This window comes from Sulfitobacter albidus, assembly GCF_018200035.1.
Taxonomy (GTDB): domain Bacteria; phylum Pseudomonadota; class Alphaproteobacteria; order Rhodobacterales; family Rhodobacteraceae; genus Sulfitobacter; species Sulfitobacter albidus.
In genome coordinates this window covers 3393829-3407866 of sequence record NZ_CP073581.1, presented here as the reverse complement: position 1 = coordinate 3407866, position 14038 = coordinate 3393829, and the positions used below count along the sequence as shown (strand labels likewise).

Sequence of the window (14038 nt, the reverse complement as noted above, 5' to 3'; positions counted from 1 at the left end):
CTCAATACACCGGCGGGGCGATCACCCAGATCGCGATGGCGGGCGTGTCCGCGGGGTTCGACCAGCGAAACGGCTCGCCCCGAACACGGAAACTGTCGCCGGGATGCAGGCGGTGGGTCTGCCCCGCCACTTCCAGATCCAGCGTACCGGACATCAGATAGCCGACCTCCTGCGTCGGGCGTATCACCCATTCGGGCTGCCGCGCACCGGGCGCAATGGTGGAATGGACCACCTCGAAATCATCCGTCAGATCGGGCGACAGCAATTCCTCGCTCAGCCCCTCGATGCTGCCGCCGATGGGGCGACGCGCCTTGCTGCGCACGATATATCCCGCCTCTCCCGCGGGGCGGCATCGTGGCGGAACAGGATCGACACCGGCACGTCAAAGAACGCGGCAATCGCGCGCAGATCGCTCAGCGAAGGCTCCGATTTATCCCGTTCCACCTGGCTCAGCCAGCCGACCGAGCGGCCCAACGCGTCCGCCAGATCCGCCAGCGTGACGCCCCGCGACCGGCGCAGCGCGCGCAGATCAACACCAAGCGTGTGCGGCAGATCGGGAGTCTGGTGCTGCATGGTCCCTCGGGTTGCAAACGATTCCCGGCGCGCCCGCGCCGGTGCGTCAACTGTTGCCCGAGGTTCGTGAAAAAATCTAGTATTTTTTCACGTCGCCAAAAACATCGCGCAAGATCCCCTCCAATGCTGCCGCGTCCGCTGCGTCAAACGCCGCCGGCTGGTCGCTGTCGATATCCAGAACCCCCAGCAACGTACCGCCCGCGCCCGTCACCGGCAAAACGATCTCGGACCGGGTCGAGGATGCGCAGGCGATGTGGCCCGGAAAGGCATCCACGTCATCGACCAGCTGCACCTGCCCCGTGCGCGCCGCTGCCCCGCACACCCCGCGCGCAAAGGGGATCTGCAAACACCCGTGCCCGCCCTGATATGGCCCGATCTTGAGCATTTCCGGCCCCGTCACCCGGTAAAACCCGGTCCAGTCGAATCGGTCGTCGGCGTGGTGCAGCTCACATACCACGGTGGCCATCAGCGCGACTTCGTCGGTTTCCCCGTCGGTGAGCGAGGCAATCGCCCGCGCGGTGGCGGCATAGTCAATCCGCATCAGACCCGCTCGATCGCGATGGCCGTGCCCTCGCCCCCGCCAATACAGATCGCGGCGACCCCGCGTTTGAGCCCGCGTTTTTCCAGCGCGTTCAGCAGCGTCACCATAATCCGCGCGCCCGACGCGCCAATCGGATGGCCCAGCGCACAGGCGCCGCCGTTCACGTTCACGATGTCATGGCTCAGCCCCATTTCGTGCATGAAGGCCATGGGCACCACGGCAAAGGCCTCGTTCACCTCCCACAGGTCCACGTCCTCTTTGGCCCAGCCGACGCGCTTCAATAGCTTTTGCGCCGCCGGAACGGGGGCGGTGGTGAACAGCCCCGGCGCCTGCGCGTGGCTTGCGTGGCCAAGGATACGCGCGCGCACCGTCAGCCCCCGCGCCGCGGCAGTCTCTTCCGAGGCCAGCAGCAGCGCCGCCGCCCCGTCGCTGATCGACGATGAATTCGCCGCCGTCACCGTCCCGTCCTTGCGGAAGGCTGGTTTCAGCTGCGGGATCTTGTCGGGGCGCGCGTTGCCGGGTTGCTCGTCCGCCGCGACCGTCACCGCCCCCCGGCGGCCCGCCACCTCGAACGGGGTGATCTCATCGGCGAACGCCCCGCTTTCCTGCGCCTCCAGCGCGCGCGACAGCGACGCCAGCGCGTATTCGTCCTGCGCCGCGCGGGTGAACTGATATGCCGACGCGCAATCCTCCGCGAAAGTGCCCATCAGACGGCCCTTGTCATAGGCGTCCTCCAACCCGTCCAGAAACATGTGATCCACGACCGCACCATGCCCCAACCGCGCGCCGCCGCGCATCTTGGGCAGCACGTAGGGCGCGCCGGTCATCGATTCCATGCCGCCCGCGATCATCGTCTCGGTATGGCCCAATGCGATCTGATCGAACGCAATCATCGCCGCCTTCATCCCCGATCCGCACATCTTGTTGAGCGTGGTGGCGGGCACGTCCTCGCCCAGACCGGCGGCGAATCCCGCCTGCCGCGCAGGCGCCTGCCCCTGTCCTGCGGGCAGAACGCAGCCCATCAGCACCTCATCGACCGTCGTGGCACCGGCACCGGCCAGCGCCGCGCGGATCGCCGCACCGCCCAGATCGGCGGCGGTGACCCCGTCGAACGCCCCCTGAAATCCACCCATCGGCGTGCGGGATGCCCCCGCGATGACCACATTACGCATCGTAAATCCTCCTCGGCCCGGGGCCGGTTATCGGTTGTTAGGTTTTGACCCCTAAGAGGGATCGCATCCGAATTTTGCAGGAATGTATCATGGACCTGACCAGCTCGAAAGAACCGCAACTACAAGTCGTCACCGTGCAGGAGCCGCGCATCGACGCCTCCGTCGCACTGTCGTTCAAGGATCGCATGCGCGACATCACCGAAGGCGAACGGGAAACCGTGCTTCTTGATCTGCACCACGTGCAATTCATCGATTCCAGCGGCCTGGGCGCCATCGTCGCCGCGATGAAGGCGCTGGCCCCCGATCGCCGCCTCGTGCTGGCCGGGCTGACCCCCACCGTGGACAAGGTGTTCCGGCTGACCCGCATGGATTCGGTTTTTGGCGTCTACGACACCGTCGACGGCGCCCTGGCAGAGCTGCGCGGATGACCCAGACCGCCCCGCAGACCCGTTTTGTGGTCCGGGTGCCGGGGTCCGAGGCCGCCGTGCGCGAGGGCCTCGCCGAAGTCATGGCGCATCTCGCGCCCCTCGCGCTCAGCCCCGACGACAGCGGGACTGTCGAACTGGTGCTGGCCGAAGCGCTCAACAACATCGTCGAGCACGCACTGGCGCAGACCTGCGAATTGCACGACATCCGCGTCGAGGGGCGGCGCGACCCTGCCGGGCTGCATCTGCTGATCAGCGATCCCGGCACGCCGATGCCCGGTGGCCAGGCCCCCGCGGGCGCGCCGCCGCAGATCGACCTGCCCACCCAGACCCTGCCCGAAGGCGGCTTTGGCTGGTTCATGATCCAGACACTGGCGCAAGACGTGCGCTACGCCCGCATCGGTGCCGAAAACCGGCTCTCCCTGCGTCTACCTCTTTCGGGCTGATCCTTCCGCGAAAACACCCCAAACCCGCCGCCGCCGCGTCTCATTGCTGCCACGCTTGACCGTCATATACGGTCCTGTAGCTGCATATAGCTTCCTCCGGCGCTGCGTTTCATTGCCCCCACCCAGTACGTGGCGCCGGAGCACTTTCCTTTCGCACATTGGCACTCCCCCCGCTCCGGTCTACGTTGCTGCGCAATTGACCAGACCAGCGAGGCTCCCATGCGCGATTTCCACCTTCCCGGCCGTTCCCCCGTTTTCAGCACCGGCGGCATGTGTGCCACCTCGCACCCGCTGGGCGCGAAAGTCGCCATCGACACGCTGGCGCGTGGCGGCAACGCCATGGATGCGGCCATTGCGGGCGCGGTCCTTCTGGGGATCTGCGAGCCACAGATGACCGGGATCGGCGGCGACTGCTTTGTGCTGTGGTCCGAGCCCGGCAAACCGGTGCAGGCGCTCAACGGATCCGGCCGCAGCCCGGCAGCATTGGACGCAAGCGCGCTGCGCGACGCGGGTGAGGCGACCGTGCCCACATACTCCGCACACGCCGTCACCGTACCGGGCGCCATCGACGCATTCTGTCACCTGTCCGACACCGTCGGCAAAATCGGCCTCGACGCGATCCTCGCCCCTACCATCCACTACGCCGAGGCGGGCGTGCCCGTCGCCCCACGCGTGGCCTTTGACTGGGCGCTTGAGACGGAAAAGCTGCAAGGTGCCGCACGCGAGCACTACTTGCTCGACGGGAAAATCCCCACCGCAGGCCAGATCTGGCGCTCCCCCACGCAGGCCGAAGTCCTGCGCCGCATCGCCAAAGACGGGCGCGACGCGTTCTACACCGGTGAGATCGCCGATGACATGATCGCGACGCTCACCGCGCTGGGCGGCAAACACACGGCGGAGGATTTTGCAAATGTCGCCTGCACCCCCACCGACCCCATCGCGGGCCGCTACAAGGATCTCGACGTGGTCGAGCATCCGCCAAACGGGCAAGGCGCCACCGCGATCCTGATGCTCAACATTCTCGCGCAATTCGACATCGCCTCGATGGACCCGAACGGCGCCCAGCGTGTGCATATCGAGGCCGAAGCGGCCAAGCTTGCCTATGACGCGCGCGACCGCTTTATCTCGGATGCCGATTACGCGACGCGCACTGAACACATGCTGTCGATGGACACGGCCCGCGCGCTCGCGGCCCTGATCGACCCTGCCCGTGCCATGGAATCGCCCCGCGCGGTGTCGGAGGCCGTGCACAAGGACACGATCTATATCACCGTGGTCGACGGCGACGGCATGGCCGTCTCATTGATCTATTCGATCTTCCACGGCTTTGGCTCCGGCATCGCGTCGGACAAATTCGGCATCCTGATGCAAAACCGGGGCGCTGGCTTCACGCTTGAGGCGGGCCACCCGAATGAGCTCAAGGGCGGCAAGCGCCCCATGCACACGATCATCCCCGGCATGATCGTCGAGGGCGGGCGCGTAACCATACCCTTCGGCGTCATGGGCGGCGCGTATCAGCCCAACGGCCACGCGCGCTTTGCCTCCAACCTCAGTGATTTCGGCATGGACCCGCAGGCGGCCATCGACGCCCCGCGCGCGTTTTCGGACGCAGGCACGCTCAAGGTCGAACGCGGCTATTCAGACGCCGTGCGCGCCGAGCTGTCAGAGATGGGCCACACCGTCGACATCCCCCAAGTCGCCATCGGCGGTGCCCAGGCGATCAAGATCCACGACAGCGGCGTGCTCGAAGGCGCGTCCGATCCGCGCAAGGACGGCTGCGCGCTGGGGATGTGAGGGCGCTGGCAAGAGCCGCACCGGACGCACTCGCGTTCCTGGCTACGGGGGCAGGTCTTTTTCGAAACCCTTTGCCTGCGCCCCGGCCCTTTCCGCTCCGCGGGGAGGTGTTTCTGTCGGGCGCGATCCTCCCGGCGCCCCCGTGAGCCTCACCGAACAGCCCGGCCAACGTGTACAAAATCGTATGCACGCCCTGTGCACAGGTGGTGTACGCCCCGTGTACGGCTCAGTTCAGCTGAAAATGCAGCGGGTAGGCGCCGTTTTCGAACGGGCCAAACAGGTCGGGGATGTCGGGATGGTCCACCGGCTCGCCGGAATAATCGGCCACCAGATTCTGCTCTGACACATAGGCGACGTAATAGCTTTGATCGTTTTCGGCCAGCAGGTGATAGAATGGCTGGTCCTTGACGGGCCGACTGTCCTCAGGGATCGCCTCGTACCATTCGTCGGTATTGGCGAACTCAGGGTCCACATCGAAGATCACCCCGCGAAAAGGGTGCTTGCGGTGACGGACCACTTGGCCAAGATGATATTTCGCGCGTGTTCGGATCATTGCACTGCGCCCCCTACCGAGGCTTTGTAGCTGAGACAAGGGCAATTTGTCCAACCGATGCGTGTAGAAATCAGGAAACAGACTGTGCACTTAACCATAACCGTGCTCGAGATCGTGGCGCCCGTGTTCTTGCTGGCCGCCGTCGGATTTGCCTGGGTCAAGCTGGGATTCGAATACCGCATCGGCTTTGTCACGCAACTGGCGACCAGCCTTGCGGTGCCCTGCCTGATCTTTGTCTCGCTCATGCGGACCGAGATTGCGCCGCAGGCGCTGACCGCGCTGTCGCTCGCCACGCTTGCGGCCTACGGCGCGATCACGTTGGTGGCCGCTGCATTGGTACGGCTCGGGCGGCTGGATCGGCGGACCTATGAGGCGCCGATCATCTTTGGCAACACCGGAAACCTTGGCCTGCCGCTGGCGCTTTTTGCCTTTGGCGACGAGGGGTTGGGATATGCCGTCGTGGTCTTTGCGATCATGGCGGTTTGGACGTTTACCTACGGGATCTGGCTGGTCGCAGGCTCTGGCAGCTTTGGGAAAGTGCTGCGCGAACCACTGGTCTGGGCGACGGTGCTGGGCGGGATTTTCCTGTGGCAGGACTGGCAGACACCGGCCTTTCTGACCAACACCCTAGCGCTGATCGGGCAGATGGCGATCCCCTTGATGCTGATCACCTTGGGCGTTGCCGTGGCGCGGCTGAAACCGCGCGGAGTGGGGCAGGCCGTGGTGATTTCAGCGATCAAACTCATGCTGTGTGCAGGCATCGCCTGGGGCGTGGGGCGCTGGTTTGCGCTCGATCCTGTGGCTTTTGGCGTATTGGTGCTTCAGGTCGCAACCCCGGTTGCCGTCACGTCCTACCTGCTGGCCGAGAAATACGGCGCCGATGCGCAGGCGGTCGCGGGGCTGGTCGTGATCTCGACGCTGATGTCGGTCGGCGCTCTGCCGCTGCTGCTGGCGTTTTTGTTATAGGATACCCCTGTTGCGGAACGGATTTCTGCGCTAAACTAGCGTCAAAATAAAAAACCAAATTGAGGCGAGAGGCAGATGAAAACACCCCTTCGCGCTATGTTGATCGTGCTGCTGCTGGCAAGCTGTGGCGGTTCCTCCAGCACCCCTCCGCGGGATCTGGACAATGCCTGCACGATCCTGAAACAGCGCCCGAATTACCACAGAGCCTTCAAGAATGTGGAGCGTAAATGGGGCGTCCCCATCCACGTGCAGATGGCCACCATACATCAGGAAAGCAAGTTCGTCTCGGACGCGCGCACGCCGTTCCGCTATGTGCTGGGCGTGATCCCGATGGGGCGGCAATCAAGCGCGTTCGGATACTCTCAGGCACTGGACGCCACATGGGATGAATACCGCGCCGATCAGGGCCGCCGCAGCGCCAAGCGGGACGATATCCGCGACGCGACCGACTTCATGGGCTGGTATATGAACATCAGCCGTGAGCGGAACGGTATCCCGCTCACGGACGCGCGCAATCAGTACCTAGCCTATCACGAAGGGCACACCGGCTTTTCGCGCGCCAGCTACAACCGCAAGCCGTGGCTGGTTGGCGTGTCGTCCAAGGTCGCGGCCCGCTCGCTGATGTACCGCGACCAGATCGCCGCCTGCCGCCTGCGGTGAGTGTTCTTCGGATCGTGCCGAATATCGCGGCCACGGATATGGATAACGTGGCTGCGTTCTACCGCGATTTGCTGGATCTTGAGACGGTGATGCAGCTGGATTTCATCACCACGCTCAAGGCCCCCGGCACCTGCGCCCCGCAGCTGAGCATCGTGCGCGAAGGTGGCGGCGGTACGCCGGTGCCGGACCTGTCGATCGAGGTCACGGATGTGGATGAAACCCACGCGCGCGCGGTCGCCATGGGTGCGCAGATCACCCTTCCCCTGCACGATACCGATTGGGGGCTGCGGCGGTTTTTCGTCACAGACCCGGCGGGACGGACGCTGAACATCCTGTCCCACCGGAGCGATTAAGCGTCAGCGATTGACCGAGGATCCGGGGCTGCCCACGTCAAACAGACGGTTGGGCAGGTTGCCGCCCTTCTGCAACTCTCCCAGAACCACGGTGGTCTGGCTGCCGTTCCCGTCGTTGATGATCCACTGACGCAGCTCCGGCTGCGGGCCGGTGAATTTCATCTGGATGTTGCCGTATTGTGGGTTGTCGGGGTCTTGCGCCGTCACGGTCGTGGCCGTCCCGTCAAAGTTGTGGCCCGTCACCATACGCGCCCGGCTCAGATCGACATTGCGCGCAAGGATGATCGACAGCGGCGTGCGCGACAGCGGATAGGTCTCGGGCGGTTGGTTCGACTTGGTGTCATAGATCACCACGGTGTTCGAGCCCGCCACGACCAGCCCGGTTTCGGGCGCGTTGTATTCAAACCGCACCCGGCCCGGACGCTTGATATAGATCGTGCCGGTCGAGATCGTACCGTCGCCGTTGATCTGCGTGAACTCCCCCTTGGCGGTGGTCAGACCGTTGAGGTAGCTGCTGATCGATCCCAGCGGCAGCTTGTCCGCCCAGCCAGCAGTTGCGGTTGTCAGCGCCACGGCGGCGCCCAGCGCGAGGGATGTGAGAAGTCTCATGTGATGTGTCCTGTCTCGTCTTCTTTGCGCCAACATAGGACGCGTGCGGCTGTTATGCGATAGCACTCGGCGGGTAAACGCCCGTCGCCCTCCCCAACGCTGGGGGCATCCTCGCGTTCCACAGAAAAACGGCCCCTCCCGCATAAAGGGGAAGAGCCGTTTCCACGAGGTCACCGGACGGGTGCTGAGATCACCCTTGTTCCGGCACGAGAATTTCGCGTTTGCCCACATGGTTGGCCGGGGAGACAAGGCCCTCGTCCTCCATCTGCTCGACCAGTCGCGCGGCCTTGTTGTAGCCGATGGCAAGCTTGCGCTGGATGTAGGAGGTCGAGCACTTGCGGTCCTTGATCACCACCTGCACGGCGGTGTCATACAGCGCGTCCTCGCCATCGGTATTGCCACCGGTATTGAGGCCCAGCACGGCGTCAAGGTCGGCTTCCTTTTCCTCGGGCGGTCCTTCGACAACGCCGCTGACGTAGTCGGGCTCGCCGAATTGCTTGAGGTGGTTGACGATTTCCTCGACTTCCTCATCGCTCACGAACGGCCCGTGGCAGCGCACGATCTTGGATCCGCCGGCCATGTACAGCATGTCGCCCATGCCCAGCAGTTGCTCGGCGCCCATTTCGCCCAGGATGGTGCGGCTGTCGATCTTCGACGTGACCTGGAACGAGATCCGCGTGGGGAAGTTCGCCTTGATCGTGCCGGTGATCACATCGACCGACGGGCGCTGCGTGGCCATGATGAGGTGGATGCCGGACGCCCGCGCCATCTGCGCCAGACGCTGGATGCACGCCTCGATCTCCTTGCCCGCGACCATCATCAGGTCGGCCATCTCGTCCACGATGACGACGATATAGGGCAATTTGACCGGCGTGTTCTCTTCGGTCTCGAAAATCGGCTCACCGGTATCCTCGTCAAATCCGGTTTGCACGGTCCGCTCGAAATTCTCGCCCTTGGCCAGCGCTTCGGCCACGCGTCCGTTGTAGCCTTCGATATTGCGCACGCCCATCTTGGACATCTTGCGGTAGCGGTCCTCCATCTCGCCCACGGTCCATTTCAGCGCGACAAGCGCCTTCTTGGGGTCCGTCACGACGGGGCTCAGCAGATGCGGGATGCCGTCATAGACGCTAAGCTCCAGCATCTTGGGGTCGATCATGATCATCCGGCATTCTTCGGGGCTCAGCTTGTAGAGCAGGCTCAGGATCATGGTGTTGATCGCCACGGATTTACCCGAACCGGTCGTGCCCGCAATCAGCAGGTGCGGCATCTTGGCAAGGTTGGCCACCACAGGCTCCCCACCGATATCCTTGCCCAAGGCAAGCGGCAGGCGCTGGTTGCCATCGCCGAAATCGCGGCTCGCGAGGATTTCGCGCAGCACGACTTTCTCGCGGTTCTCGTTGGGCAATTCGATCCCGATGACAGAGCGCCCCGGCACGGTGGAGACGCGCGCACTGAGTGCGGCCATCGAGCGGGCGATGTCATCGGCCAATCCGATCACGCGGGACGCCTTGAGGCCCGGTGCGGGTTCGAGTTCGTACATCGTGACGACGGGGCCGGGGCGCACGGCGACGATTTCTCCCTTGACGCCGTAGTCGTCCAGCACGGTTTCCAGCATCCGCGCGTTTTCCTCAAGCGCCTCGTTGCTCAATTGCAGGCGCGGCACGCTCTCGGGGCTTTCCAGCAGCGCCAGCGGCGGCAGTTCAAACCCGGGATGCGTATCGTCAAAGCTGAGCGTAGGTTGCGCCTCGGTCTGGGCCTGCTTGCTGGGTTTGACAGGGTTGCGCGCGGGCTGCTTCACGACCGGTTTGCGCGGCGCATCCGCCACGAGCGGTTTGCGCGGGGCCTCAGCGATCGGTGCGGCTTCTTCCATCGGCGAATCGAGGAAGATGTTGGCTTCATCCTCTTCCACCACCGGCGCCGGATCAAAGGAGACCTTTGCCACCGGCTGCGGCGCCGCTGGGGCGGGGGGAACGGCGATCTGCGCCGTCAGCGGCGGCTCGACCGGGCGGGGCGCGGCGGCGGCAGCGGTCAACGGCGGCTCTGCCCGCGTGGTGTTGAGCACCAGCGGATCGGGTCCACGCCCGCGCCCGCGCGTCAGCGGAGCGGTTGTAGCCGTATGCACGGCATTCGTGGTGCGCACGCGGTTGCGGATCACGTCCGAAATCTTGGATTTAATGCGGTCTGTATCGGGCACATCGTCGCCGTGCGGCGTGAAATCAGGCGCCTCGGCCACAACCAGTTCGGGCTCCGGCATGGGATCGGGCGCGCGTTTGATCAGGCTTGGCATACGCGACAACAACCCGGCCTTGGGTTCCGCTTCTGGCAGGGGCGCGTCCTCCCAATAGGGATCCTCTTCGATCAAGGGTTCGGGATCGGGGATCGGCATCGCGCGGGAGGCGATGATCGCGGGGCGGCGGGCCGCTTCGGCGGCCATGGCGGGCTGGACCTGCGCCGCCGCTTGTGCTTCGGCCTGCGTATAGGCGGCCTGTTCTGCGGCGTAGGCCTCACGCTGCGCGCGCCGCTCTGCCTGTTTGGCCTGCAACGTCTGCGCGGCCCCCACGGCGCCGGAAGCACCCCGGCCCAGCACAGTCATCAGCGTCGCGTAGGCCATGATCGTGCCCACCAGCAGAAAGCGGCCAAACCGCGTCAGCTCAACACGGGTAAAGCCCAGCACAAAGGCGCCAAAGATCACGATGCCCACGCCCATCAGCAGCGACATCAGCTTGATCGTAAAGGTTGATCCGATGGGCAGCACCGTCAGGATCACGCCCATCACGGTATCGCCGAACAGACCACCCAGACCAAAGCTGTGCGTCTCAAGCCATTCAGACCCCGGCGTCAGCGTCGCGGCATAGATCGCGCCAAAGGCCACGGCGATGGGGGCAAAGATCGCCCGGCTCATCGCGCGTTCCTGACCGCGGTGCAGCACGAAACGCAGGCCCCAGACCAGCAGAACGGCGGCCAGACCCCACGCGCCCCACCCCACGATCATGAACAGCGGCGCGGCGAGCGATGCGCCCATGCGACCCAGCCAGTTTTGCGCAGGCGCGTCCGTGGCCAGCATCCAGTTGGGATCGTCGGGCGTGTAGCTGCCGATCATCATCGCGGCCATGACGCCCAACACCACCAGCACGACACCCAGCAATTCCTTGCCGCGTTTCTCGATGGCCTCGCTCATGTTGCTGTCTAGCAGCGGATCGCGTCCGCGGGTCTGGTATGCCATGGTGCTCGTCCTCTTAAACCGCGTACAGACAGTCGCGGATGGCCTGCAGGCCCCGCTCTGTCTCTTCTTTTGGGGCCACAAGCGCGGCCCTTATGTATTTCTTGCCGGGGTTTTCCTGCCCGGGAACGTCCTGCGCCAGATAACCGCCCGGCAGCACCTTGACGCCTGTCTCGCGCCAGAGTTTGACCGCCGCCGCCTCGTCGTCCTCGACCGGCAACCACAGGAAAAACCCGGCCTCTGGGCTGGTGTAGCCCGGCACATTGCCAAAGATCCGGTCGGCGATCTCGAACTTTTCGGCGTAGAGCGCGCGGTTTTCCACGACGTGGGTCTCGTCCGCCCACACCTTTGCCGATGCGGCCTGCAAGGGCAGCGGCAGTGGCGCGCCCGCATAGTTGCGCAGCTGCTTGATCTCGGCGATCACCTCGGCCCCGCTGGCGACAAAGCCAGAGCGCAGACCGGGCAGGTTGGAGCGTTTGCTCAGGCTGTGGAAAATCACCACGCGGTTCAGATCGGCGCCCATCTCATGCGCGACCTGCAATGCACCAACGGGGGGATCAAAGCGGTAGATCTCGGAATAGCATTCATCCGCGAAGATGCGGAAATCGTGCTTTTCCGCGAGGCGAATGAGGTCTTCCCAATACTCCCGGCTCGCCACCGCACCCTGCGGATTGGCCGGGGAGCAGATGTAGACGGCGGCCATGCGGTCGAGCGTTGCGGTGTCCACCGTCGAAAAATCGGGCAGGTGGCCGGTCCCCTCGGTGGCGTTGACCATGATCGGATCGCAGGCGCCCGATATCGCGGCGATCATGTAGACCTGATAGAACGGGTTTGGCATCGCGATGGCGGGGCGCTGGCCTTTCTTGGCCTCGGGGCACAGCGCGATCACGGCGTTATAAAGCCCCTCGCGGGTGCCGTTGAGCGCCATCACCTGCGTGTCCGCGTCCGTCGGCACGCCGTAGCGGCGCGTGATCCACGCGGCAATCGCTTCGCGCAGCTCAGGCGAGCCGTCGTTGGGCGGGTAGCTGTTGAAGCCTGCGGCGTTCTCGACAATCACATCCGTGACCCACGCCGGAAACGCGTGTTTCGGCTCACCAATCGTCATCTGGATCAGGGGGCCACCGCCCTCGTGGACGTCCAGCAAGGCGCGCAGGCGCGGCCACGCGTGCGCCGGTAGGTTCGAAAACCGCTCGGGAAACTTCATTACAACTGCCTCAGATCGGGATCATTATCGCCCCGTTTCGCCAAAGGTAGCTTATGGCCCCCTGCCCCGTCCAGCCGGTTTGACCGGGCGGGGCGGGGTTTGTGGCTTTTTCGTCGCTAGGAGCGGGCCGCCAGCGCGCGCTCTGCCGCAGCGCCCAGCCGCAACAGCGCGCGGTCCTGATCGGGGGCGGCCATCAGCATGACGCCGCAGCCGGGCGTACCCGTGGGCAGCGTCAACCCGCACAGGCCCATCAGGTTGCCGATGCGCGTGTTGCGCAGGGTCAGCAGGTTTTCGGTGACGTAATAGTCGCTGTCCTGGCTCAGCTTTTCGCGATCTGGCGGCACGTTGGCCGCCGTCGGGATAATCACCGCGTCAAAGCCTGCCGTGGCCGCATCGTAGGCCGCGCGATAGCCGCGCAGCTTGGCCCAGGCAGCGACGTAGTCGGGGCCGCTATGATCCTTTCCCAGACGGAAGCGGGTGAGGATTTCGTCGTACATCTTCTCGGGCGCCGCCTCGATCACGTCGCGCCACAAGCCATAAGCTTCGGCGGTGAACAGGCAGCCGGAGAGGCCGTGCGCCTGCGCGACCTCCGGCACGTCGATCCGGGTGACGTGCGCGCCCGCAGCCTCGAACGCCTCGACCGCGTGGTCGAACGCCGCGCGCGGCGCGTCGCGCAGATCGTCCATCGCGATGGTGTTGAGCACGGCCAGCTTGCGCCCTGCCAGATCGCTATCGGCCAGATCGGCGGGCTTTGTCCCCTCCATCACCGCCAACAGCAGCGCGGCATCCTCGACCGAGCGGCAAAGCGGGCCAACCGTGTCAAAACTCAGCACCAGCGGCACAACCCCTTCAAGCGGCAGCCGCCCGTGAGTGGTTTTCAGCCCCACCAGATCGTTCCACGCCGAGGGCACGCGGACCGAGCCGCCGGTGTCCGACCCGATGCTCGCCGCCGCCAGACCAAAAGCCACCGACGCGGCGGAACCTGAGGACGACCCACCCGGCACAGCGCCGTCGTCGTTGACATTGGGCGGTGTCGCGGTCGAAGGGTTATGGCCAAGGCCCGAAAACGCAAGCTCGCTCATATGCACCTTGCCCAGACAGACAAGCCCCGCCGCCGTGGCATTGGCCAGCACCAGCGCGTCGCGGTCAGGCACGCGCCCCTCCAGCAGCTTTGATCCCGCTTCGGTCGCGATGCCTGCGGTATCGAACAGATCCTTCCAGCTGATCGGCACCCCGTCGAGCGGCGACAGGCGCAGACCCGCGCGCGCCCGCTCCGCGGCGGCGCCCGCCTCTGCCAGCGCGCGATCGGCGGTGACGCGGGCGTAGATGCGATCACGGGCGGGGTGTGCGTCAATCGCGTCGAGGTATGTCTGGCAGAGCGCCACCGGGTCGATGTCTCCCGCGTCGATGCCACGTCCCAGATCCGCCGCGGTCATTGTCAGCCAGTCTTGCATGTCGTTCCCTTTTCGCTGTTGCCCCGGACGGTAGCGGCGTCAACGCGCATGGACAATCCCCGGCGGGG

Annotated in this window: 13 protein-coding genes and 1 pseudogene; 6 read left to right on the top strand and 8 right to left on the bottom strand. The window is 65.0% G+C overall.

What is annotated here, in order from left to right:
- Position 1: 1 nt before the first annotated feature.
- The 3 genes and pseudogenes from KDD17_RS16690 to KDD17_RS16680 all read right to left on the bottom strand — a co-directional run bounded on the left by KDD17_RS16690 (position 2) and on the right by KDD17_RS16680 (position 2286).
- Positions 2 to 573: pseudogene (locus tag KDD17_RS16690) on the bottom strand (helix-turn-helix domain-containing protein).
- A 76-nt stretch (positions 574 to 649) separates the two neighbouring features.
- Entirely contained in the window at positions 650 to 1114 is a 465-nt protein-coding gene (locus KDD17_RS16685; RefSeq protein ID WP_212704685.1) for a GAF domain-containing protein, read from the bottom strand.
- Complete coding sequence (locus KDD17_RS16680; RefSeq protein ID WP_212704684.1) at positions 1114 to 2286, bottom strand: thiolase family protein; 1173 nt, start codon at positions 2284 to 2286, stop codon at positions 1114 to 1116. Before KDD17_RS16680 ends, KDD17_RS16685 begins: the two co-directional genes overlap by 1 nt.
- Positions 2287 to 2375: 89 nt before the next feature.
- On the opposite strand from KDD17_RS16680, the gene KDD17_RS16675 reads away from it, so the two are divergent.
- The 3 genes from KDD17_RS16675 to KDD17_RS16665 all read left to right on the top strand — a co-directional run bounded on the left by KDD17_RS16675 (position 2376) and on the right by KDD17_RS16665 (position 4951).
- On the top strand, positions 2376 to 2714 hold the full coding sequence (locus KDD17_RS16675) for an STAS domain-containing protein (RefSeq protein WP_212704683.1): 339 nt from the start codon (positions 2376 to 2378) through the stop codon (positions 2712 to 2714).
- Positions 2711 to 3157 (top strand): ATP-binding protein, encoded by a 447-nt coding sequence (locus tag KDD17_RS16670; RefSeq protein WP_212704682.1) that lies wholly within the window; start codon positions 2711 to 2713, stop codon positions 3155 to 3157. The genes KDD17_RS16675 and KDD17_RS16670 overlap by 4 nt, the downstream gene beginning before the upstream one ends.
- Positions 3158 to 3376: 219 nt before the next feature.
- Positions 3377 to 4951 (top strand): gamma-glutamyltransferase family protein, encoded by a 1575-nt coding sequence (locus tag KDD17_RS16665; protein ID WP_212704681.1) that lies wholly within the window; start codon positions 3377 to 3379, stop codon positions 4949 to 4951.
- 226 nt (positions 4952 to 5177) lie between these two features.
- On the opposite strand, the gene hspQ is transcribed toward KDD17_RS16665, so the two are convergent.
- Positions 5178 to 5504 (bottom strand): heat shock protein HspQ, encoded by a 327-nt coding sequence (gene hspQ / locus KDD17_RS16660; protein WP_212704680.1) that lies wholly within the window; start codon positions 5502 to 5504, stop codon positions 5178 to 5180.
- 84 nt (positions 5505 to 5588) lie between these two features.
- On the opposite strand from hspQ, the gene KDD17_RS16655 reads away from it, so the two are divergent.
- From KDD17_RS16655 to KDD17_RS16645, 3 genes are all read left to right on the top strand, one after another.
- A complete protein-coding gene (locus tag KDD17_RS16655; protein ID WP_212704679.1) occupies positions 5589 to 6470 on the top strand; it encodes an AEC family transporter in 882 nt (293 codons plus the stop codon).
- A 75-nt stretch (positions 6471 to 6545) separates the two neighbouring features.
- Entirely contained in the window at positions 6546 to 7130 is a 585-nt protein-coding gene (locus KDD17_RS16650; protein WP_212704678.1) for a transglycosylase SLT domain-containing protein, read from the top strand.
- Positions 7127 to 7483, top strand: a complete 357-nt coding sequence (locus KDD17_RS16645) for a VOC family protein (protein WP_212704677.1) — start codon at positions 7127 to 7129, stop codon at positions 7481 to 7483. The genes KDD17_RS16650 and KDD17_RS16645 overlap by 4 nt, the downstream gene beginning before the upstream one ends.
- Before the next feature lie 3 nt (positions 7484 to 7486).
- On the opposite strand, the gene KDD17_RS16640 is transcribed toward KDD17_RS16645, so the two are convergent.
- The 4 genes from KDD17_RS16640 to KDD17_RS16625 all read right to left on the bottom strand — a co-directional run bounded on the left by KDD17_RS16640 (position 7487) and on the right by KDD17_RS16625 (position 13970).
- Positions 7487 to 8092, bottom strand: coding sequence for a LolA family protein (locus KDD17_RS16640; protein WP_212704676.1), 606 nt, complete (start codon positions 8090 to 8092; stop codon positions 7487 to 7489).
- A gap of 190 nt (positions 8093 to 8282) precedes the next feature.
- Positions 8283 to 11315 carry a DNA translocase FtsK gene (locus KDD17_RS16635; RefSeq protein ID WP_212704675.1) on the bottom strand — a complete coding sequence of 1011 codons (3033 nt, stop codon included), beginning with the start codon at positions 11313 to 11315 and terminating at the stop codon, positions 8283 to 8285.
- Positions 11316 to 11328: 13 nt separating this feature from the next.
- Complete coding sequence (locus tag KDD17_RS16630; protein ID WP_212704674.1) at positions 11329 to 12516, bottom strand: aminotransferase class I/II-fold pyridoxal phosphate-dependent enzyme; 1188 nt, start codon at positions 12514 to 12516, stop codon at positions 11329 to 11331.
- A gap of 116 nt (positions 12517 to 12632) precedes the next feature.
- Positions 12633 to 13970: an amidase gene (locus tag KDD17_RS16625; RefSeq protein WP_212704673.1), complete on the bottom strand. Its 1338-nt coding sequence runs from the start codon at positions 13968 to 13970 to the stop codon at positions 12633 to 12635.
- Positions 13971 to 14038: the final 68 nt, after the last annotated feature.

Coding starts and splice junctions, on each gene's coding strand:
- KDD17_RS16650 (WP_212704678.1), top strand. CDS start 6,546: ATGAAAACACCCCTTCGCGCTATGTTGATCGTGCTGCTGCTGGCAAGC.
- KDD17_RS16640 (WP_212704676.1), bottom strand. CDS start 8,092: ATGAGACTTCTCACATCCCTCGCGCTGGGCGCCGCCGTGGCGCTGACA.
- KDD17_RS16625 (WP_212704673.1), bottom strand. CDS start 13,970: ATGCAAGACTGGCTGACAATGACCGCGGCGGATCTGGGACGTGGCATC.
- KDD17_RS16675 (WP_212704683.1), top strand. CDS start 2,376: ATGGACCTGACCAGCTCGAAAGAACCGCAACTACAAGTCGTCACCGTG.
- KDD17_RS16630 (WP_212704674.1), bottom strand. CDS start 12,516: ATGAAGTTTCCCGAGCGGTTTTCGAACCTACCGGCGCACGCGTGGCCG.
- KDD17_RS16670 (WP_212704682.1), top strand. CDS start 2,711: ATGACCCAGACCGCCCCGCAGACCCGTTTTGTGGTCCGGGTGCCGGGG.
- hspQ (WP_212704680.1), bottom strand. CDS start 5,504: ATGATCCGAACACGCGCGAAATATCATCTTGGCCAAGTGGTCCGTCAC.
- KDD17_RS16665 (WP_212704681.1), top strand. CDS start 3,377: ATGCGCGATTTCCACCTTCCCGGCCGTTCCCCCGTTTTCAGCACCGGC.
- KDD17_RS16685 (WP_212704685.1), bottom strand. CDS start 1,114: ATGCGGATTGACTATGCCGCCACCGCGCGGGCGATTGCCTCGCTCACC.
- KDD17_RS16635 (WP_212704675.1), bottom strand. CDS start 11,315: ATGGCATACCAGACCCGCGGACGCGATCCGCTGCTAGACAGCAACATG.
- KDD17_RS16680 (WP_212704684.1), bottom strand. CDS start 2,286: ATGCGTAATGTGGTCATCGCGGGGGCATCCCGCACGCCGATGGGTGGA.